The 19,357-nt window shown below is 41.5% G+C and carries 24 protein-coding genes; 6 read left to right on the top strand and 18 right to left on the bottom strand.

Annotated elements, in window-relative coordinates; all coding sequences use genetic code 11:
* Positions 1–2: 2 nt before the first annotated feature.
* The 10 genes from spoIIAB to spoIIM form a co-directional block, all read right to left on the bottom strand.
* Positions 3–443: an anti-sigma F factor gene (gene spoIIAB / locus QUF86_RS15410; protein ID WP_289315772.1), complete on the bottom strand. Its 441-nt coding sequence runs from the start codon at positions 441–443 to the stop codon at positions 3–5.
* A gap of 1 nt (position 444) precedes the next feature.
* Positions 445–795 (bottom strand): anti-sigma F factor antagonist, encoded by a 351-nt coding sequence (gene spoIIAA / locus QUF86_RS15405; RefSeq protein ID WP_061463936.1) that lies wholly within the window; start codon positions 793–795, stop codon positions 445–447.
* Between the two features lie 131 nt (positions 796–926).
* On the bottom strand, positions 927–2,093 hold the full coding sequence (locus QUF86_RS15400; protein WP_289315771.1) for a D-alanyl-D-alanine carboxypeptidase family protein: 1,167 nt from the start codon (positions 2,091–2,093) through the stop codon (positions 927–929).
* 200 nt (positions 2,094–2,293) lie between these two features.
* Positions 2,294–3,598, bottom strand: coding sequence for a pyrimidine-nucleoside phosphorylase (locus tag QUF86_RS15395; RefSeq protein WP_289334798.1), 1,305 nt, complete (start codon positions 3,596–3,598; stop codon positions 2,294–2,296).
* Positions 3,599–3,664: 66 nt separating this feature from the next.
* Positions 3,665–4,477 carry a purine-nucleoside phosphorylase gene (locus QUF86_RS15390; protein ID WP_289334797.1) on the bottom strand — a complete coding sequence of 271 codons (813 nt, stop codon included), beginning with the start codon at positions 4,475–4,477 and terminating at the stop codon, positions 3,665–3,667.
* Positions 4,478–5,680, bottom strand: a complete 1,203-nt coding sequence (deoB, locus tag QUF86_RS15385; RefSeq protein WP_289334795.1) for a phosphopentomutase — start codon at positions 5,678–5,680, stop codon at positions 4,478–4,480.
* A gap of 295 nt (positions 5,681–5,975) precedes the next feature.
* Positions 5,976–6,869: a site-specific tyrosine recombinase XerD gene (gene xerD / locus QUF86_RS15380; RefSeq protein WP_289315767.1), complete on the bottom strand. Its 894-nt coding sequence runs from the start codon at positions 6,867–6,869 to the stop codon at positions 5,976–5,978.
* 5 nt (positions 6,870–6,874) lie between these two features.
* On the bottom strand, positions 6,875–7,102 hold the full coding sequence (locus tag QUF86_RS15375; protein WP_095389711.1) for a YqzK family protein: 228 nt from the start codon (positions 7,100–7,102) through the stop codon (positions 6,875–6,877).
* Between the two features lie 207 nt (positions 7,103–7,309).
* The gene (fur, locus tag QUF86_RS15370; protein ID WP_289318338.1) at positions 7,310–7,768 is read right to left on the bottom strand and encodes a ferric iron uptake transcriptional regulator; all 459 of its coding nucleotides are present in this window, start codon (positions 7,766–7,768) and stop codon (positions 7,310–7,312) included.
* Between the two features lie 119 nt (positions 7,769–7,887).
* Positions 7,888–8,535 (bottom strand): stage II sporulation protein M, encoded by a 648-nt coding sequence (gene spoIIM, locus QUF86_RS15365; protein WP_289315766.1) that lies wholly within the window; start codon positions 8,533–8,535, stop codon positions 7,888–7,890.
* 139 nt (positions 8,536–8,674) lie between these two features.
* On the opposite strand from spoIIM, the gene QUF86_RS15360 reads away from it, so the two are divergent.
* Positions 8,675–9,238, top strand: coding sequence for a GNAT family N-acetyltransferase (locus QUF86_RS15360; protein WP_289334794.1), 564 nt, complete (start codon positions 8,675–8,677; stop codon positions 9,236–9,238).
* A 47-nt stretch (positions 9,239–9,285) separates the two neighbouring features.
* On the opposite strand, the gene QUF86_RS15355 is transcribed toward QUF86_RS15360, so the two are convergent.
* Both QUF86_RS15355 and QUF86_RS15350 read right to left on the bottom strand, forming a co-directional pair.
* Entirely contained in the window at positions 9,286–10,464 is a 1,179-nt protein-coding gene (locus tag QUF86_RS15355; protein WP_289334793.1) for an endonuclease Q family protein, read from the bottom strand.
* Positions 10,465–11,016: an NUDIX hydrolase gene (locus QUF86_RS15350; protein ID WP_289334792.1), complete on the bottom strand. Its 552-nt coding sequence runs from the start codon at positions 11,014–11,016 to the stop codon at positions 10,465–10,467.
* 75 nt (positions 11,017–11,091) lie between these two features.
* Between QUF86_RS15350 and mciZ the strand changes: the two genes are divergently transcribed.
* The 3 genes from mciZ to QUF86_RS15335 all read left to right on the top strand — a co-directional run bounded on the left by mciZ (position 11,092) and on the right by QUF86_RS15335 (position 12,951).
* Complete coding sequence (mciZ, locus tag QUF86_RS15345) at positions 11,092–11,253, top strand: Z-ring formation inhibitor MciZ (RefSeq protein WP_289315762.1); 162 nt, start codon at positions 11,092–11,094, stop codon at positions 11,251–11,253.
* A 56-nt stretch (positions 11,254–11,309) separates the two neighbouring features.
* Positions 11,310–12,218, top strand: a complete 909-nt coding sequence (locus tag QUF86_RS15340; RefSeq protein ID WP_289315761.1) for an aldo/keto reductase — start codon at positions 11,310–11,312, stop codon at positions 12,216–12,218.
* 307 nt (positions 12,219–12,525) lie between these two features.
* Positions 12,526–12,951, top strand: coding sequence for an Ohr family peroxiredoxin (locus tag QUF86_RS15335; protein ID WP_252281220.1), 426 nt, complete (start codon positions 12,526–12,528; stop codon positions 12,949–12,951).
* Between the two features lie 571 nt (positions 12,952–13,522).
* Here QUF86_RS15335 and QUF86_RS15330 read toward each other — a convergent pair.
* Together QUF86_RS15330 and QUF86_RS15325 are read right to left on the bottom strand one after the other, a co-directional pair.
* On the bottom strand, positions 13,523–13,960 hold the full coding sequence (locus QUF86_RS15330; protein ID WP_289315759.1) for a MarR family winged helix-turn-helix transcriptional regulator: 438 nt from the start codon (positions 13,958–13,960) through the stop codon (positions 13,523–13,525).
* A gap of 163 nt (positions 13,961–14,123) precedes the next feature.
* The gene (locus tag QUF86_RS15325) at positions 14,124–14,384 is read right to left on the bottom strand and encodes a YqkE family protein (RefSeq protein WP_289334791.1); all 261 of its coding nucleotides are present in this window, start codon (positions 14,382–14,384) and stop codon (positions 14,124–14,126) included.
* Between the two features lie 130 nt (positions 14,385–14,514).
* Here QUF86_RS15325 and QUF86_RS15320 point away from each other — a divergent pair, with 130 nt between their 5' ends.
* On the top strand, positions 14,515–15,414 hold the full coding sequence (locus tag QUF86_RS15320) for an alpha/beta hydrolase (RefSeq protein WP_289334790.1): 900 nt from the start codon (positions 14,515–14,517) through the stop codon (positions 15,412–15,414).
* Between the two features lie 45 nt (positions 15,415–15,459).
* Here QUF86_RS15320 and QUF86_RS15315 read toward each other — a convergent pair whose 3' ends face one another.
* The 3 genes from QUF86_RS15315 to QUF86_RS15305 form a co-directional block, all read right to left on the bottom strand.
* Positions 15,460–15,783 carry an iron-sulfur cluster biosynthesis family protein gene (locus QUF86_RS15315; RefSeq protein WP_289325663.1) on the bottom strand — a complete coding sequence of 108 codons (324 nt, stop codon included), beginning with the start codon at positions 15,781–15,783 and terminating at the stop codon, positions 15,460–15,462.
* 247 nt (positions 15,784–16,030) lie between these two features.
* Entirely contained in the window at positions 16,031–16,363 is a 333-nt protein-coding gene (locus QUF86_RS15310; RefSeq protein WP_289315755.1) for a YolD-like family protein, read from the bottom strand.
* A 26-nt stretch (positions 16,364–16,389) separates the two neighbouring features.
* A complete protein-coding gene (locus QUF86_RS15305) occupies positions 16,390–17,649 on the bottom strand; it encodes a Y-family DNA polymerase (protein ID WP_289334789.1) in 1,260 nt (419 codons plus the stop codon).
* Positions 17,650–18,062: 413 nt separating this feature from the next.
* Between QUF86_RS15305 and QUF86_RS15300 the strand changes: the two genes are divergently transcribed.
* Positions 18,063–18,722: a C40 family peptidase gene (locus QUF86_RS15300; protein WP_289334787.1), complete on the top strand. Its 660-nt coding sequence runs from the start codon at positions 18,063–18,065 to the stop codon at positions 18,720–18,722.
* Positions 18,723–18,811: 89 nt separating this feature from the next.
* Here QUF86_RS15300 and QUF86_RS15295 read toward each other — a convergent pair whose 3' ends face one another.
* Complete coding sequence (locus QUF86_RS15295; protein ID WP_289315753.1) at positions 18,812–19,339, bottom strand: DUF3221 domain-containing protein; 528 nt, start codon at positions 19,337–19,339, stop codon at positions 18,812–18,814.
* Positions 19,340–19,357: the final 18 nt, after the last annotated feature.

The following is a 19,357-nucleotide window of genomic DNA, read 5'->3' as shown; positions in this document are numbered from 1 at the left end:
CCTTAATTGCACAAAGCTCTGCTTGTAGTTAAGTGCTTTTTTAATCGAATGATCGTGCCTTCGCCCTTATGGGAAATTATATGGATTTCATCCATGAAGTTTTCCATGATGGTGAATCCCATACCGGAACGTTCAAGTTCGGGTTTAGTCGTAAATAACGGCTGTTTAGCCTCCTCGACGTCCTCAATGCCCAGTCCTTCATCCCGGATGGTCAATTCCACAGTATCACCTTCGATGACCACTGAAATGTAGACCCAACCTTCAGGGTCGCTCTCATACCCATGGATAATCGAATTCGTAACGGCTTCTGACACGACAGTCTTGATCTCAGTCAATTCATCCATCGTCGGGTCCAATTGGGCAATGAAAGCCGCAACAGTTACCCTTGCAAAAGATTCATTTTGGCTTAGTGCAGAAAATTTCGTTTCCATTTTATTTTTCATCTTAGGCAACCCCCAGTCTTTGCAAAGCGTTTTTTTCGGATAGTTCCATTTTAACAATTTTAAACAACCCTGACATCTCAAATAACCGCTTTACCGCTGGAGAAATTGCACAAACCACCATTTCACCTTGCTTTTTGTTTACCTGCTTATAGCGTCCTAAAATAACTCCAAGCCCTGAACTGTCCATAAAATGCAATTCTTCCATGTTGAGGATAATATGCTTGATATTATGCTTTTGAATGGCTGCCTCTGCCTGGTTTTTCAATTTTTCTGCTGTATGATGATCTAAATCACCTTTGAGACGAATGCACAATACACGATTTTTCGCCTCCATATTAATCGTAAGACTCATTATATACAGCCTCCTTCACTGTCTTATAAAGAGTCAAATTCTCTTTTTCACCTGCAGATTCCTTCTTACTGGCAAAACTAGTGGAGATTCGCCTAAATTAGTACGATTAACAGGCATTGCGACAATTTATTCTATTTCGCTTGGGTAAACATGCCGAAAGCCCGTTTATACAATTGCCACCAGCTGGCATTTTCAACGGTTTCTTTCGCGACAATTGGAGATTCGACATACACCTTACCGTTTTTCTTCAATTCAAGTGTACCAATTTGATCGCCTTTTTTAATGGGGGCATCCAAATCTTTATCAAGAGTGATTTTTTTTGTAAAGTCCTTTGCCGTCCCGTTCTTGGTTGTCAAAACTGAAATGGGTTCACTTGTCACTCCCATCACGGATTTCTTGCTGCCTTTACTTATCTTTGCTTCACCTAACACCTCGCCGCGTTTATAAATCGGATATGTGATGTATTGTGAAAATGCATAATCCAACATCTTGGTGACCTGAGCGTTTCGTTCCTTTGGAGAAACGGCCCCGAAAACGACGGCAATGACACGCATATTCCCTTTTTTTGCTGTGGCTGTCAGACAATACTTCGCTTCATTTGTGAATCCTGTCTTCAGTCCATCCACTCCAGGGTAAAATTTCACCAATCTGTTCGTATTGACAAGCCAGAATTTCTTTTCGGTATTTTCACGGAGGTAATCTTCATATGTTCCCGTGAACCTTGTTATCGTATCGTATTTCAATAATTCCTTCGCCATGATCGACATATCATGGGCGGAACTGTAATGATCTTTAACAGGAAGGCCTGTTGCGTTTTGGAACTTCGTATTTTTTAACCCGAGGTCTTTCGCCTTTTTGTTCATTTTCCTAACGAACTCTTCTTCCGATCCAGCAAGACGTTCAGCCATCGCTACCGATGCATCATTCGCCGAACCAATCGAGATGCCCTTAAGCATTTGTTCAGTGGTCATTTCTTCACCTGGCTCGAGGAAGATCTGGGAACCGCCCATCGATGCTGCATACTCACTAGTCCTGATTTTCTCCTTCATGCTGAGTTCGCCTTTATCTATCGCTTCCATGATCAGCAGCATCGTCATGATTTTCGTCATGCTTGCCGGTGAAAGGCGAGCATCTGCATTTTTATCATAGAGTACATTGCCTGTATCCCGTTCAATCAAAATGGCTGATTTAGCATTGGCCGCCAGGTCGACTCCCTTTTCTTCAGCTGCCTCTGTATGCGGGATGCTAAAACCCATTGCTACTAATACGGTTAAAAATAGAGAAAGAATCCGCTTCATCTCCATACCCTCCAATCTTTATATGATTTATTTTTTCCATCAAACCCATTTTTATACAAATAAAGATGAATTTTGAACATATAATGGATATTGAGTAACATATTAACAAAAAATAAAAGAGGATGCGCATGGGCATCCTCTTTTAAACATTCAATGGGACAGACGTAAAAAGGCCGCTCAAAACCGCGGCCTTTTTTTTATTATTCCATGATCTCTTTATAGATCAAAGTAGGTTTTTCCACTTTCTCTTTAGAAATCGCAATGCTTTCATACAATTTTTCCTTTACCTTTGAAACATCTTCAAAATTGCTGTAAATCGTCACAAGGGATTCACCTTTTGCCACGGATTCCCCGATTTTTTTACGGAGTACCAGTCCGACTGCCAAATCAATCTCTGATTCTTTTGTCGCCCGCCCGGCGCCTAAAAGCATAGCTGCCGTTCCTACTTCATCAGCGATGATTTCCGATACATATCCTTCCTCTTTCGCTTCTAGCTCGAAAACATGAGCAGCCTGCGGAAGTTTTTCCGGCTGATCCACAACCGAACCATCGCCTCCCTGCGCTTCTAGGAAGACTTTGAATGAGTTAAGTGCAGAACCATCTTTGATCGCATTTTCAAGCAAGGTTCTTGCTTCTTCCAGCGAGCTTGCCTTTTTGGCAAGGTACACCATATGGCTTCCCAGTGTTAAAGAAAGTTCCGTTAAATCTTCCGGTCCTTCCCCTTTAAGCGTATCGATGGCTTCCTTCACTTCTAATGCATTTCCGATTGCGTAACCCAGAGGTTGGCTCATATCGGAAATGACAGCCATCGTGTTTCGCCCCACATTGTTCCCAATGCTTACCATCGCATGCGCTAACTCTTCGGAATCTTCGAGAGTTTTCATGAAAGCGCCTGCTCCCGTTTTAACATCAAGTACAATAGCATCAGCACCTGCAGCGATTTTCTTACTCATGATCGAGCCGGCAATCAAACCGATACTATTAACCGTAGCCGTAACATCGCGCAATGCATATAACTTTTTGTCCGCTGGAGTCAGGTTACCACTTTGCCCAATGACAGCTATTTTATTTTTATTTACAAGTCTAATGAACTCGTCATTTTCTATTTCGACATGGAAACCTTTTACAGACTCCAATTTATCGATCGTACCGCCTGTATGGCCGAGCCCGCGTCCTGACATCTTTGCAACTGGGACACCTACAGCAGCAACCAATGGTCCAAGCACTAGTGTTGTGGTGTCACCAACACCGCCTGTTGAATGTTTATCGACCTTAATTCCTTCAATCATCGATAAATCAATTTGATCGCCCGACTCGACCATTGCCATGGTTAAATCAGCACGTTCCTGCTCATTCATCCCTTTGAAATAAACAGCCATTGACCAGGCACTCATTTGGTAATCCGGAATCGATCCATCGGTAAACCCTTTGATAATGAACTGTATTTCTTCTGTAGAAAGAGCCTTTCCATCACGCTTTTTCTCAATTAAATCTACCATTCTCATATTGGAATCCCCACTTTTTTAAAGACACCGCTTCTCTCAGGTGTACTTGTATTTTTTTGGATCGTTTTATATGTCTTTAACGATTTGCTTAACAAATTCCAGAAAACTGCTTTTCACTTTTTCCGTCGTTTCAATTACCTCTTCATGCGACAAAGGCTGATCCAGAATGCCTGCAGCCATATTGGTAAGGCATGATATTCCAAGCACCTTCATACCGCTATGCCTTGCTACGATAACTTCCGGAACTGTCGACATCCCAACTGCATCCCCGCCAAGGATCCTTGCCATTTTCACTTCTGCCGGTGTCTCATAGGTCGGTCCTGTATTTCCGATATAGACACCTTCTTTAATATCCAGGCCTAGTGAAGATGCTATTTGTTTAGCTTGAGTCCGAAGGTCTTTATTATAAGCTTCTGACATATCAGGGAATCTAGGGCCGAAACGCTCCTCATTAGGACCAATCAATGGGTTTGCCCCCATTAAATTAATATGATCCGAAATGAGCATCAAGTCACCTGGTTCATAGCTTTCATTAACGCTTCCGGCAGCATTCGTTACAATTAGCTGCTCAACACCAAGAAGTTTCATTACACGTACTGGAAATGTGACTTTCTCCATGGAGTACCCTTCATAAAAGTGGAAACGCCCTTGCATGGCCACTACCTTTTTACCACTTAAATGACCAATCACAAGCTGTCCAGCATGTCCTTCAACAGTCGATACCGGAAATTCCGGAATTTCGTGGTAAGGAATCGTTATGGGATTTTCAATTTCATCTGCCAATACTCCAAGTCCAGAACCAAGAATCAGTCCTATCTCCGGGGAGCCTTCAATCTTATTTTTTATGAATGACGCAGCTGTCTCTATTTTATTAAACATCTATTTAATCTCCCCTTTATTTAGTTCGCCCAATATATTTTTCCCGAAGGCAGGCATTTTCACATCAAAATTAGCAGCGACCGTCGCCCCGATATCAGCAAATGTATCTCTTACCGGGAGCTCCGCACCTTCTGTAAATCGTTTGGAGTAGACTAATAATGGCACATATTCACGTGTGTGATCGGTTCCTTCATGTACCGGATCATTCCCATGGTCGGCAGTGATGATCAATAAATCATCCTCTTTCAGTTTATCTAGGACTTCCGGCATCCGAGCATCGAATTCTTCCAATGCCTTTCCGTATCCCTCTGGATCGCGCCTGTGACCGTACAAAGCATCGAAGTCGACCAGGTTAAGGAAACTTAGCCCTTTGAAGTCCTGTTCTATCGTTTGGATTAATTTATCCATTCCATCCATATTGGATACGGTCCTTAATGATTCTGTGACGCCTTCCCCATCAAAGATATCCGAGATTTTCCCGATTGCGAGCACATCATATCCAGAATCCTTCAATTCGTCCATTACTGTCCGGTTAAAAGGCTTCAATGCATAATCATGACGGTTAGTGGTTCTTTTGAAGCTGCCTGGTTCACCTGTGAAAGGTCTGGCAATCACGCGCCCAACCTTGAACTCATCAGCCATTGTCACCTCACGTGCAATTTCACAAATCCTGTATAATTCGTCTATCGGAACGATATCTTCATGTGCAGCAATCTGTAAAACTGAATCAGCTGATGTATATACGATCAACGCACCCGTTTTCATATGTTCCTCGCCAAGTCTTTCCATGATTTCCGTACCGCTTGCCGGGACGTTCCCAATAATTCCCCGTCCCATTTTCGCCTCGAGTTCATTGACTAACAATTCCGGAAAACCATCTGGAAATACACGGAATGGAGTGGATATATTCAACCCCATGATTTCCCAATGTCCAGTCATCGTATCTTTTCCTGTAGATGCCTCTTTCATTTTCGTATAGTATGCGAGAGGATGCTGAGCTTTATCAATCCCTTTGATTTCACTTATATTGCCTAAACCCAATTTTGCGAGAGTCGGCATGTTCAATCCATTCATTTTTTCTGCGATATGGCCAAGTGTATCCGCCCCTTTATCACCGAATAAATCTGCATCAGGTGCTTCGCCGATTCCAACAGAATCCATAACAACTACAAATATACGTTTAAATGCTGAATTTCCATTCATGAGTCATTCCTCCTAAAATAGTAATCAGTTTTATACTCTCTATAATACCCTTATACTGCACAGTTACTCTTCAAATAAATGCAATGATGATAACGTCAGAAGTCTGACCTCTCTATATTGTAAACGATTACCTAGATGGAGACAAATAATATATTTCACGAATGAAATAAAGTTCCATTGGATGTGCGCAAGAATCTCAGCAGCATTATGGGGGTCGAGACAGATCGGAAAAAGGCTGCTCCCTTCAACTGCCTCGCAGTTAAATTCACAACCTTTCTATCATTCTGCTATTCTATTATGCTCGCGGATGGAATTTTGAATATACATCCTTGATCCGTACGTTCGTAATATGTGTATAAATTTGCGTTGTCGAAATATCCGCATGACCAAGCATTTCTTGGACGGCACGTAAATCAGCCCCATTCATCAATAGATGAGTCGCGAAAGAATGTCTCAGTGTATGTGGTGTAATTTCTTTTTCTATTTGTGCCGATTTCACAAGTTTTTTTAGAATCTTCCAAAACCCCTGCCTTGTCAGCCTATTGCCATGATGATTCAAAAAAAGTGAATCTGTCCTGTGCTTTGGGCTGGACAATCTCCCTCGGGAACTTTCCATATAATGTTCAATGGCACCCAATGCCGTTTGTCCAATCGGAATGATCCTCTCTTTATTTCCTTTCCCTACACAACGGACAAAACCCATCGATGCATGAACATCACTCACATCCATGGATATCAACTCACTGACACGCATACCTGTCGCATACATCAGTTCTAGCATCGCCTTGTCTCGTAAACCGAATTCATCCATTATCTTCGGGGCTTCCAATAGTGCTTCAACCTCTTCCATGCTTAATACTTTCGGAAGGCTTCGTTCCGGTTTTGGCGTTTCTATATGTATGGACGGATCTTGATCGGTTACTTTTTCCCTTAGAAGAAATTGATGAAAAGAGCGGATGGACGCAATATGACGTGCTACCGTCTTCGATGATTTCCCTTGATCCTTCAAATGCACGAGAAAATGCAAGATGTTCACCCGCCGTGAATCATTCCAGTCGTTAATGGTTTCAACATCTTTCAGATAGCCCCAATATGATTTTAAGTCGCGCTCATAGGAGACGAGCGTATTCTTGGCCAGTCCTTTTTCAATGGTTAAAAAATGAATGAAATCCCTAATTTGATTCTCCATATTCATTACTCCCCGTTTAAATAAAACAACATTAAGCGTTCAAGCCATGCATCATCACCCGTATCAACAGCCTTCGATACTTTTACAGCCATACCTTTGGGTTCATCATAACGATGATAACTCTGATATTCCTGATTTAACCATACCATTCCTATATAAAAAAGAACAGTGAAGCTAACAAAGAGAACCATCACTTTAGCCGTATGCAAAATAAGCGATAATGATGTTTTCATCATCTTTCCCCTCCCATTCGATCCTCTGTATCAATCTATGCCCAACAGGACAAGTTTTATACGTGTTTAGGTAAGGAGAAAGCAAAAACTGCACTTACGTGAGAAAATTCATTCCTTCATCCTGATATTTTCCTGATGCCTCGCAATAGGTTTTTAGCCCTTTAAAAATGCAGAAAACCTTCTCCACTAAATGGAAAAGGTCCAACTTCATTCACCTTTGTTGTCTTCTTTGTCATGACATCGATGACAAATGCCATGAAAGGTTAATCTATGGTCTTTAATCTTGAAGTTCCAGTCGCGTTCCACAATGTCTTCTACGTCTTCAAGTAGGTCTTCCTGGATCTCATCTACCGCACCACATTCCACACAAACAAGATGATGATGGAAATGCGCAGCTCCTTCTTGTCTTAAATCATAACGGGAAACCCCGTCTCCAAAGTTAATTTTATCTACTATCTTCAATTCAGTCAGCAACTCTAGCGTACGGTAAACTGTTGCCAATCCAATTTCCGGCGACTTTTCTTTGACAAGGAGGTAAACGTCTTCTGCGCTTAAATGGTCCTCTTCATGCTCAAGTAAAACGCGGACGGTCGCTTCTCGCTGAGGCGTTAATTTGTAGCTGGACGAGTGCAACTGCTTTTTTATCCTATCAATTCTGTTTTCTATTTCCATACCTAATATTCCCTCCCGCGCCGCTATCCTATCCATTATATCAAATGAGGGAAAACTGTCAAAATAGATTTCTTGTTAATGATAAAAAAATTTGCGGGAACCGTAAATTTCGATCAATGACCCAATAAACTTACGACATTTTTCATTAAGGAAGGGGATAGGTACGCTTCAAATGCAGCAGCTGTAACCAAAAATAACCCCGACAAAATCAATGAGAAAATATACCGTGATATTATCGGCTTCAGTGGCTCACGAACCTGCTTAAGGAAAATCCGGCTAATCATTTTCATTGATAGTGAGACGGCAAGGACGGTTATCACGATGAATATAGGGACTATGAATATATTTTGGGGCAGAATGGCGACAAACGACAATAAAAACCCACTCCACCCCATTTGATTGACTAAAAAGCCGACTGTGAATCCAACAACCATCCCTTTTATAAATAGCAAAACCAAGATGACAGGCAAACCGATGACCGATATTCCGAGAATCCAGATGACGCCGATATATTTTATATTATGCATAATACTTTGGCTGAACATATCATGCGAAGATGCAAATTCACCTTTGGATACTTGTCCGAAAAATTGCGATAAATAATAGAACAAGTCTTCCTTTTGGGTAAAGCTCAAACTATTCACCAGTACTGCCCCAAAAATGACACCCATCAAAAAAAGCACAGTGATAAAGACATATAATGAGGAATGTTCGTTAATATGTTTCATTACGGCATTTTGTACGACAGATTTTTTTTTCATCTTTCATCCTCCCAACTCCGCTTACTAGAATCTATGTTTTCACTCTCTCATTTATGCTAAGAAAACATTCCCCATCAACAGAACACCTTACCCTGAATTCGTGTTATAATTTTCCAAAATCATTATATGGAGGTAGGATATGAAAGCTACATTAATGGATTTCCCCGAAAAAATTGAAACCCCACGATTATATTTAAGACCATGTCAGCCTGGTGATGGCCTTGACGTTTACGAGGCCATTGTCCATTCTAAACATGAATTGAAACAGTGGCTGCCATTTGCCCATCAAGATGCGTCTCCGGAAACTTCAGAACAGAACGTTCTTAAGTCCTTTGCGGACTTTATTTTAAAAGAGGATATTAGACTTCATATTTATAGGAAAGAAGACGATCAATTCATCGGCTCCACTGGTCTGCACCGGATTAACTGGGATATCCCTAAATTCGAAATTGGCTATTGGATTGATACGAGGTACAGTAAACAAGGGTACATAATGGAAGCGGTCGAAAAGTTAACCAAATTCGCTTTTTACCATTATGGGGCAAAGCGAGTTGAAATCCGCTGTGACCCTAAAAATATTGCCAGCAAACGGATTCCCGAGAAGCTAGGGTTTATCCTTGAAGGAACTTTGCATTATGACTGTCTAAGTGCTGATGGCAAGGAATTGCGGGACACCTCCATTTATGCAAAAACTACAAACTAAAAAAAGTCCTGACAGTTAACAATCATCTGTCAGGACTTTTATTCAGGTTAGCTTTCCTTTTTGACTTTTCCGTATTTGCCTCCGCCCCCCACCTCAAAAGAAAGCGTCCCTTTTCTGGCAGAATCGATGTAGCGAGCCAATTTTTCAGGCACGATTTCCATGAGCTGTTCAAGCGTAACTTCATGAAGGATATTCATCTCTGTTCCAAATGCCACCAGCAGTTTTTCCATCGATTTAGGTCCAAGTCCTGGGATGAAATCGAGTGGTACTTGATGGATATATGGTGGCCTTTCCCTTCCATATCTTCCGTTGATTTTGGAAATGGAGAGTTCTTTGATCCTGGACGATACTCCTTTTATAATGGAGATATTACCACACTCAGGACATTGTTCACTATCCCTCAACACCTGGTGTAAACACCCTGAACATACGGTTTGATGATATTTTCCCAATAAGGGGTTCAATCCATAATTGACGGTCACCTTACGATCCCCTTTTTCTTTAAGGGCTTTTGCCAGCTCATTGAAACTTGGTTCTTCAAGCAGGACTTTTTGATATTCACGAGCGATTTTCCCAAGCGAATGAGCATCGGAATTTGTCACGAATACATAGGAGTCCAACTCCTCGATATCCTTGACCATTTCTGTATCTGAACTTAAGCCAAGTTCGATGGCATCAATCAGCTTCGGATCGAATACTTCTGTCAGACTGGACCGCACCCCTTTTCCATACAAGCTTTTAAATGGGGTGAAAACATGTGCCGGGATAAACAGGCCGCCCAGTGACTTCACCATCTTTTGCAGCGTTCTTCCATCACAATAAATCCTTTGGGAGCTCAAGGTTATATTTTTAACATGTCCGCTCATCCATGATGAGAATTCCTTCATCGCTTGTAAAGTGGGAAAATAGGCGAGGACATGGATTGGTCCATTACAATTCTGGTCATAAATTTCAATCTCCGAGCCTGGAATGATGGTTGTATTCCTGTATTGAAGTCCACCTTCCATCTTTTCCGTGATTTCGCCATCCAGAATCCCCGCTTCGATCTCTTCGATAATTTCAGGAGAATGGCAATCGATTATCCCGATTAGATCAATGCCCTTCCTTTCACTTGCCACTTGCAGCACCTTGCTGAAGGTTAACGACTTAGCACCTGTTATTTTCACGGCCCTTCCGCTTCTCGTTCTGCCTATATGGATATGCAGGTCAGCGTAAAACTCCTTCATTTATGAAGTCATCGCCTTTTTCAATAGCAGATACTGCACGGCATATGCCGTTTTCGCATCCTGGATTTTCCCTTCATCCATATAAGTTTGAGCTTCCTCCAACGTGAGTTCAATCATCTCGACAAATTCATCTTCATCCAGTGGGGCCGCATTTTCTTTCTTTTTCAAATTGTGGGCCACATACAGGTGGACCAATTCATCGGCGAAACCTGGTGAAGTATAGAAGGATATGATGTGCTCCATTTTTTCGCATTCATAACCTGTCTCCTCTTCCAGCTCCCGTTCTGCCGACAGAACCGGTTCTTCCCCTTTTTCCAGCTTTCCTGCAGGGATTTCCACCAAGCTTCTCTCCAGCGCTTTACGGTACTGTTCAACCATGATGATTTTATTTTCTGCAGTAAGAGCTATGATTGCAACCGCTCCCGGATGTTTGACTATTTCACGTTTACTCGTTTTCCCATCAGGAAGTTCTACATCATCCACTTGCAGGCTGATTACCTTTCCTGTGAAGATTTTTTCCGAAGACAGCGTTTTTTCTTCAAATTTTTTCATCCTGACCACTCCTCTGTTCTAATTGCAGCATGATTTCTCATACATTTTACCATAATAGAGAGGGAGGGCGATTTAATGAAAGTTTACGTATTGGAAAAAAGCGTTACTTTATCCGGAAAGAGTTGGGAAATCCTTCAAAAACTAAAACAATTGCAAAATCAATATGTCTATATCAATGATTGGATTGCCGACATACACCATCAGGCGCCACCCGCTCCTTTAAAACGGATCAAGTGAATTCTTTGAGTGAAATGGATTTCTCCTTTACAATGAATGTAAAGGGAGTGGATAACATGAAAAAACGCAGACTAGGCAATTCAGAATTGCTAGTATCTGAAATCGGGCTCGGATGCATGTCATTGGGGACTGTTGAAAATCAGGCATCCGAAATCATACAGGCCGCTTTAGATGAAGGAATCAATTACTTTGATACGGCTGACTTATATGATTTCGGTATGAATGAAGAAATCGTCGGAAAGAATTTAAAATCGGTCCGCGATAAGGTATACATAGCCACCAAGGTTGGAAACCGTTGGAATGAAAATAAGGATGCCTGGAGCTGGGATCCATCTGGCTCTTATATTAAAACGGCAGTAAAAGATAGTTTAAAACGGTTAGGGACTGATTATATTGACCTTTATCAGTTACATGGAGGCACCATTTCAGACAATATCGGAGAAACGGTAGAAGCATTTGAAGAGCTGAAAAAAGAAGGCTATATCCGATATTATGGAATTTCCTCGATTCGTCCGAATGTGATCAAGGAATTCACTGAAAAATCCGAGCTCGATTCCGTAATGATGCAGTTTAATCTTCTCGACCGCCGCCCAGAAGAGTGGATGTCCCTTTTGGACAACAAACAGATCAGCATCATCGCCCGTGGGCCCCTCGCTAAAGGGTTGCTTAGTGAGAAAATGCTTGCAAAGGCAAAAGAGGATGGATACCTCGACTATAGCTATAACGAGCTTAAGGATTTACTTCCGCAATTAAAGGACAAACTTTCTGATAGGAAGTTGAATGAAACGGCACTTCAATATGTATTGTCCCATCAAAGCGTCGCTACCGTTGTACCAGGAGCAAGCTCAGTACAGCAGCTCCGTGAAAACTGCCAGGCCGCTAACAGCTCTTCACTGTCCAAAACCGAGCTTGATATCTTGAAGCAGTTGACCAAAGCGAACAAATATGAAAGTCACCGGGAATAAAAAGATTTCGAACTAAACTAAATGTTTCAAAGGAATGTCAGGACGATCTTTAGAGGCTGCCTTATCTGCGTTTAACCAACGGGATAGGCAGCCTATTTCCGTTCCGTCATTTTATTTGCCATAGTGCTTCTGTATCTCCTATCATTCTAATCCTTTCCAAACCCCACTTCTAATATATTCAGTTGATGAATTTTGATCGATAACTTCATTCGATATAGTTTTTCAACTTTTTCATTGCCATTCTAAAGTTAATGTTGTACAATTCAGTTGTGCGCAATTAAAAATAAGAAGGTAAGGGAGAAAAATCATGACAAAAACATTATTTACAACATCAGTAACAGTAGATGGCGGAAGAGAAGGAACGGCTATTTCCGCTGACGGTAACTTCACGGTTGATATTGCGATGCCGGGAACGCCAAGGGCTAAACAGATGCCTGAAGCATCTAATCCGGAACAGCTTTTTGCAGCTGGATATGCTGCATGTTTTGATAGTGCCTTGCAATCAGTTGGTAAAATTGAACGAGTTTCTTTCGATTCCAAAGTCACTGCAAGCGTCAGTCTATTGATGGGTGAGATGCATCAGTACAGCTTGGCTGTAACTTTGGCCGTGAAGGGATCCGGGGTCGATAAGGAGACATTCGAAACCCTTGTTCATAAAGCACATCAAATGTGTCCTTATTCAAAAGCAATCAACGGCAATGTGGATGTCGCCATTGAAATAGATGTAGATTAATCCGACAAAAAGACGCTTGGGGGTTCCCAAGCGTCTCAGACTGTAGACAAACTCGAAGATAAACGAGTTTGCCTGCAGTTTTTTATTTAAAGAAAGTTGCAGTTGATTTCAGCCGGTGCACTTTTTTCGACCTACACCGTACTTTTTTCGTTATCCGGAGCTTTTTCCCGGCAGTCCACGCAGTTTTTCAACTTACACCACATTTTTTTTGGCCGTTCACGCACATTATTCGACCGTTCACTATTTTTTTCGACCTACACAGCACTTTATTCGATCTTTCACAAATTATTTCGACCTTCATTTCACTATTCGGACGCCGAAGCAATTATTTAAGATCCACGGATTAAATCCGCCCCCTTTCCACCGACTGTCAGCCAAGCCTCATCAAAGCAAGCGTCTGTGGGGTCTCGGCTAGCCAGTTATTCGGCAGGAGTGTCGCAAATTTCTTCAATCTACTAAGGTTTGGATAACCAAGCCTTCTTTTATAATTTGGTTTGGGATAAGACCATTCCGAATCTCCTTTTTTCGACAAACTAAAACGCTTGGGATTCCCAAGCGTTTTTCCTTTTTGCTAAAATTCCTGTAATGTTTTCAATAGTTGGAGCAGTGAAGCTTTCAAATCCTCAACCACCCTCTTATCCTCACCCGACATAGCCGAAATGCGATCGGGAATGAAACAGGCCTCTTCCTGTAAACCATGTCCCTTTTCCGTCAGCTTTATCATGACAGACCGTTCATCTTCAGTGGAACGTTCACGGACAATCAAGCCATTCTGCTCCATTCGTTTCAACATGGGGGTTAGCGTTCCTGAGTCGAGGGCAAGCAGCTCCCCTAGTTTTTTCACTGTAAGTGTATCCTGTTCCCATAGTAGAAGAAGAACCAGATATTGAGGATATGTCACTTCGAGTTTATCGAGCAGCGGTTTATATTTTTTCGTCATTTCCCTTGAACTTGCATAAAGCAGGAAACATAATTGGTTTTCCAGTACATTTTCTATTTTACTTTGCATCATATCACCAGCTAATAGTAGTCCATCCGATATGAAAGCATATCGAACTTATCTTTAATATAATCGTTATACTTTATAAAATAAAGGAATATCAGCAAGGAATGGTCCTCCTGAACAGAAAAAGGGAGCCAGCCCTCTTAAAACTTAAACTGCTCCCTGTTCTTCATTTATAGTTCTTCCAGTTCATATTGCTTTCACCCAATAGTTCTTCGAATGATTTGTTCTTCTCCCGCTGCTTTCTTTCTTCGCGTTTTTTTTCTTCTTCCGCTGCCCTTTTCTCTTGTTCAGCATCATTCAGTTCCTTTTGCTTTTGACGAAGCTGGGACATGATATCTTGATTGATCATATCACCAAGTTTCAATGATGATGAATCTTTATCTTGGTTTTTGCTTTGATTTTGATTTCGCGGCTGTTTCTTTTTCATCCTTAAAACCTCCTGGCCATTTATGAAATTATTATATCACGACTGCCGTTTTCCTCGTTATGGTTTTCAAACAGTGTTTTCCCATTTCCCTCATGGTAAAATAAAGAAAATCAACCGAGGAGGATCCTTCATGAAGAAATGGTGGTTTACACTCGCTGGAATCCTAACCTATATCATCGGCGTCGGCATTTATTTTTCCAATCGGATCATGTACATGAAAAAAAAGGAAGCTGATTTTATCCAGAATCGTGAAATCACGGCTAAACGCCTGATCAGGGAGGATTTTGATAATCTGCCTAAAACGGAAATTTGGGTATCCTCACCATCCGGATATTCCTTGAAATGCTTGTTTATCGAACCGCACGATACCAATAAGTGGGTGGTCATTTCCCATGGTGTGACGGAGAACAAAGTCAATTCTATTAAGTACATGAATATTTTTCTTAAGCGGGGCTTCAATGCCATCATTTATGACCACCGCCGGCATGGGGATTCCGGTGGCAAGACGAGCAGTTATGGACATTATGAAAAATTCGACCTGAAGGCCGTAATCGATGAATTGAAAAGGCGTAAAGGTTCTGATCTTCATATTGGCATTCATGGAGAATCCATGGGGGCCGTAACCCTGCTTTTATATGCCGGAATGCTTGAAGATGGTGCTGACTTTTACATTGCGGACTGTCCATTTTCAAATTTCGAGGATCAGATCAAACACCAACTCAAGCTTGAAATCCCATTTCCCTCTTGGACCGTGTTTCCGCTTGGGCGTACGTTCATCAAACTCCGTGATGGATATTGGACCAATGAAGTGTCCCCAATCGATTATATGAAAAATATCCGAAACCCCGTGCTCTTTATCCATAGTGAGAATGACAGCTTTATTCCTGCTTCCATGACAGCGGAATTATATGCAGCAAAAGAGGGCCCAAAGCAGTTGTACATCGCTAAAAAAGGGGCCCATGCTCAATCTTATAATGAAAATCCAAAAGAATATGAAAATCAAATCGATCAGTTTCTCGAACTTGTCTGAGAAGAAAATGAGAGGGATCCAAGATTCCCTCTCATTTTCTTCAGGTTAGATTTTATTAAAATAGCTCATCCTCGGATTTAAGATTTGATTCGGACTTTTTAACTGAAAGCTGTTCGCTTCCGGAACAAAGTCTATTTTCATGACTTCATCCAAAAAAATCATTTTTGATTTCTCCACATATAGAGGGATTCCGTTTGTTTCCGCTTTTTCGGTACCTTCCTCAGGTTCGTTGACCAACCATAGCGCCGTCACACCACTTACCACGCAGCCACAGCCATCAGTATCATATTTCAACTGTAAATATCCTTCTTGTCCCTGTACCTTATCGGCTATTTTCTCAGCCGCTCTTTCCGTCCATTCAATATACATGATTACATGCCTCCCGATGTCTTTGCATTCCCCCATTATAAACGATAAAAATGTTTCTGTTAACGAAACTGCCTGCTTCCTTCTGCAAGATCGGCCGACATGAAAATCACTTTTTCCATTGACCGTGCTACAAGTCAGATTCTCTTTTGCCCAATGATTTCCTTTTATCAAGAAGAAAATACAGTAAAGAGGATCGATGTCGTTTCGAAAATGAAAGGCTGTCCCTTGAGAACAGCCCTTCCGCTCATTATTCCATTATCCTTACATCCGCTATATCGGAAAGCCTGATATAGTGAGCCTGCTGAAAGCGATCAACGATATGAAGCTTTTGGGTGAGCTCATTATAATAATGGATCCTGCCGATTAACAGCTGATACCGGTTTCCTTCATAATGAGCAATCGCGACATCCTTTCTTTCCTCCATCGCTTCCCCCATTACCGCATTCATTTCTTCCAGTTGCTGCTCATCCAGGATGCGCTCCGTTTCATAGCCATCCTCCACCACCCAATCCCGCAGCATCTTCACATGCTCCGGCAACATCATCGATGTCCATTTGATACGGCCGCGATCACGAATCATTCTTTTCCCTCCCTTCAAAGTCAACCTTACGCCTTATGCCCACCAAGCAGCCTGCTTCGGTGAACAGCTGTACCCGCTTCTGTATACGAAACTGCACGCAATAACGATTTGGGTCCATATTTATGGCGGATTCGATCAACCGTGTAACTCAATTCCCGCTTTTTCCAGCGCGGAGCATCAAATAAAGTCAGCTGCATTTCGTTATCATCCACAATATTCGAGAGTCTGACCTCTATGCTCCGAACCGTTTTTTGCTTATAGTTCTCATGAAAAAGCTCCAGGCAAACTTTATATAACTCCATCGTAATGTTGGTCGGTTCGCTGATCGAACGCGAACGATGGAAACCACCGCCAAACTCATCCTTGCTGTAACCAATGCTTAGGCTGACCGTCCTTCCTGCCTTGCGATGGGTACGTGCCCTTCTTCCAACTTCTTCGCAAATTTCCAGCATGACCTGCTTGACCTCATGCTCCGCCTTATAATCCCTAAGCAGGATTTGACTTTTGCCAAAGCTGACCTGCCCTTCAATGATCACTGCCCCCATATCCGATAAATCTATTCCCCACGCATGGTGGTAAAGCTGATTGCCCATAATTCCAAACTTCGCTTCAAGTAATTCAAGATCATAATTGGCAAGCTGTCCAACCGTGAATATTCCCATTCCATGAAGGGTTTTTTCTACGCGCCTGCCGATTCCCCACATTTCACGAAGCGGGGAAATCGGCCAAAGTTTGTTTGGCACATCCTCATACTTCCATTCTGCAATCCCTTTATGTTTGGCTTCCAAATCCAGGCAAAGTTTTGCCATAAGCATGTTCGGACCAATTCCAATGGCACAGGGGAGCTGTAATTCCCGTTCGATTTCATCTTTTATCTTTTCAGCTATCACCCGGGCATCTCCCCATAAAGAAGCGGCACCATCGACTTTCACAAAACTTTCGTCCACACTATACACGTGAATCGCTTCTTTGGGCACATAACGGTTGAACAAGCGGGTGATTTCCGTCGAGACCCTTAAATAGGTCGCCATTTTGGGTTCAACGACGACAATCCTTGGATCATTCGGAATCTCAAACATCCGCGAACCTGTCTTGATGCCAAATTCCTTCTTCATTTTTGGAGAAGCTGCAAGCACAATGCTCCCCGTCCTCTTCAAATCACCAACCACCGCCAGATAACAATCGAGTGGGTCCAGACCAAGCATGACCGCAGAACAGCTTGCATAAAAACTTTTCATATCGATACACATAATTGATTGTTTCGGCATCGTCCCATAATCCATCATTTCTTCACCCTAACAAGAATATACGTTCGCTTTTATTATATTCATAACTTTAACCGAATATACGTTCTTATTCAATGGAAGTTTTCATACAAATTTCTACTTTTTATTGTAATTTCCTTGAAAAATATAATAGATCCTAAAAACGGATAAATTACCATATTTAAACTATGTTTCCATATAGTTTTTTTAAAATAGATTAATTAGTAACTTGAATAATTTCAAGTGGATCCATATGCTTAGTTTTTTAAAATTCATCCACCCTTTTCAACAGGCTTTCGTCTATTTAATTTTAGTCTTACTACTCATTTTTTGTAATGTAATTGTAACCAAAATTATGTCTAATTGTCATAATGGTATTGTAGGATAATATTGTTAAGAATAATAGAGAGATAGATAGAGAGGAAATGAAAATTATGAAGAAATGGATCGCTTCAGCTGCTGTTGCATCTGCCATGATGCTAACCCCACTGCAAGCCTTTGCAAATATCGGAGATCAAACCCTCAGACCCGGAATGACACATAGCGATGTCAAACAACTACAACAACTTTTAAAAACCAAAGGTTATTTCACATATTCAGGTTCACTTACTACATATTACGGCACGTATTCTGTATCTGCAGTAAAAAAATTCCAAAAAGCCAAAGGCTTAACTGTCGACGGAATTGCCGGCCGAGGCACATTTAATGCGCTTGGTGTTTATAATGTCAATAATACAAGCCTGATTAGCTATGCAAAAACCTTAATAGGCAAACCCTATAAATGGGGCGGGACAACACCGACTGGATTCGACTGCTCAGGCTTCGTCTATTACGTATTCCAGAAATCACAAGGAATTACCTTACCGCGTACAACATCATTGCTCTATTCCAATACAGGTTTAAGAGTATCATCACCAGCTAAAGGTGATCTTGTATTCTTTGATACTTCTTCTGGAAGAACAGGAGTATCCCATGTTGGGATCTATATCGGAAATGGTCAATTCATCAGTGCTACGTCTTCTAAAGGAATAACCATCACGGATATGGATAATTCTTATTGGAAACCAAAATATTTAGGTGCGAAAACGTTATAAAATCCAGGACATGAGCTCATCCTTGTGAGCGAAATCCCATTAAAAAAACCGGACTGAATTCATAAATGATTCAGTCCGGTTTTATTGATTTATTTTATATATAATATTTCATCCGTTAAATCCTCTACAGTCACCATGAATGATGAATCCAAATTGGAACGATTCATCATTTCAATATTATACACATGCTCTGAGGGCAAATGGACGACATCGAGAACCATGAATCGCTGACTTTCCGCTTTGCTGACATGATCGAGGGCAGCAGTGACCGCCCTTTGTTCGGCCAAACTTTTTTCATCCGTCAAAACAAGAATCAATTCCGCTTCCGCTTTCCCAGGAAATGATTTCTTGACCCCGCCCCGGTGCCATGGTTTCACTTTCATCCCGATTTCCAGGTCAGAGAAATCGAGGTCATTACCATGTTGATCTTGAATATATGTATCATTGGTCACCTTATAGTACGTCCCTTTAATCAAAATCCTTTTATCGTCAAGATCCGTAATGAAACCTTCTTCCCCCTTATCTATGGCTTCATGCATGTTCCAATCAGAGGATTGACAGCTAACCAGAATAAAGGCAACAATTATATATATAAAAAGGTTTACAATCATCTTCATGAAAATCCCTCCTAAGAA

The sequence above is a fragment of the Peribacillus sp. NJ11 genome (genome assembly GCF_030348405.1).
Classification (GTDB): domain Bacteria; phylum Bacillota; class Bacilli; order Bacillales; family DSM-1321; genus Peribacillus.
The sequence above is the reverse complement of the archived record's forward strand: the minus strand, read 5'-3'. Positions and strand labels throughout refer to the sequence as shown.

Bases quoted from the DNA above. Each gene is read 5' to 3' on its own strand.
- spoIIAB (WP_289315772.1), bottom strand. From the start codon at position 443: ATGAAAAATAAAATGGAAACGAAATTTTCTGCACTAAGCCAAAATGAA.
- spoIIAA (WP_061463936.1), bottom strand. From the start codon at position 795: ATGAGTCTTACGATTAATATGGAGGCGAAAAATCGTGTATTGTGCATT.
- QUF86_RS15400 (WP_289315771.1), bottom strand. From the start codon at position 2,093: ATGAAGCGGATTCTTTCTCTATTTTTAACCGTATTAGTAGCAATGGGT.
- QUF86_RS15395 (WP_289334798.1), bottom strand. From the start codon at position 3,598: ATGAGAATGGTAGATTTAATTGAGAAAAAGCGTGATGGAAAGGCTCTT.
- QUF86_RS15390 (WP_289334797.1), bottom strand. From the start codon at position 4,477: ATGTTTAATAAAATAGAGACAGCTGCGTCATTCATAAAAAATAAGATT.
- deoB (WP_289334795.1), bottom strand. From the start codon at position 5,680: ATGAATGGAAATTCAGCATTTAAACGTATATTTGTAGTTGTTATGGAT.
- xerD (WP_289315767.1), bottom strand. From the start codon at position 6,869: ATGGAGAATCAAATTAGGGATTTCATTCATTTTTTAACCATTGAAAAA.
- QUF86_RS15375 (WP_095389711.1), bottom strand. From the start codon at position 7,102: ATGAAAACATCATTATCGCTTATTTTGCATACGGCTAAAGTGATGGTT.
- spoIIM (WP_289315766.1), bottom strand. From the start codon at position 8,535: ATGAAAAAAAAATCTGTCGTACAAAATGCCGTAATGAAACATATTAAC.
- QUF86_RS15360 (WP_289334794.1), top strand. From the start codon at position 8,675: ATGAAAGCTACATTAATGGATTTCCCCGAAAAAATTGAAACCCCACGA.
- QUF86_RS15355 (WP_289334793.1), bottom strand. From the start codon at position 10,464: ATGAAGGAGTTTTACGCTGACCTGCATATCCATATAGGCAGAACGAGA.
- QUF86_RS15350 (WP_289334792.1), bottom strand. From the start codon at position 11,016: ATGAAAAAATTTGAAGAAAAAACGCTGTCTTCGGAAAAAATCTTCACA.
- mciZ (WP_289315762.1), top strand. From the start codon at position 11,092: ATGAAAGTTTACGTATTGGAAAAAAGCGTTACTTTATCCGGAAAGAGT.
- QUF86_RS15340 (WP_289315761.1), top strand. From the start codon at position 11,310: ATGAAAAAACGCAGACTAGGCAATTCAGAATTGCTAGTATCTGAAATC.
- QUF86_RS15335 (WP_252281220.1), top strand. From the start codon at position 12,526: ATGACAAAAACATTATTTACAACATCAGTAACAGTAGATGGCGGAAGA.
- QUF86_RS15330 (WP_289315759.1), bottom strand. From the start codon at position 13,960: ATGCAAAGTAAAATAGAAAATGTACTGGAAAACCAATTATGTTTCCTG.
- QUF86_RS15325 (WP_289334791.1), bottom strand. From the start codon at position 14,384: ATGAAAAAGAAACAGCCGCGAAATCAAAATCAAAGCAAAAACCAAGAT.
- QUF86_RS15320 (WP_289334790.1), top strand. From the start codon at position 14,515: ATGAAGAAATGGTGGTTTACACTCGCTGGAATCCTAACCTATATCATC.
- QUF86_RS15315 (WP_289325663.1), bottom strand. From the start codon at position 15,783: ATGTATATTGAATGGACGGAAAGAGCGGCTGAGAAAATAGCCGATAAG.
- QUF86_RS15310 (WP_289315755.1), bottom strand. From the start codon at position 16,363: ATGATTCGTGATCGCGGCCGTATCAAATGGACATCGATGATGTTGCCG.
- QUF86_RS15305 (WP_289334789.1), bottom strand. From the start codon at position 17,649: ATGATGGATTATGGGACGATGCCGAAACAATCAATTATGTGTATCGAT.
- QUF86_RS15300 (WP_289334787.1), top strand. From the start codon at position 18,063: ATGAAGAAATGGATCGCTTCAGCTGCTGTTGCATCTGCCATGATGCTA.
- QUF86_RS15295 (WP_289315753.1), bottom strand. From the start codon at position 19,339: ATGAAGATGATTGTAAACCTTTTTATATATATAATTGTTGCCTTTATT.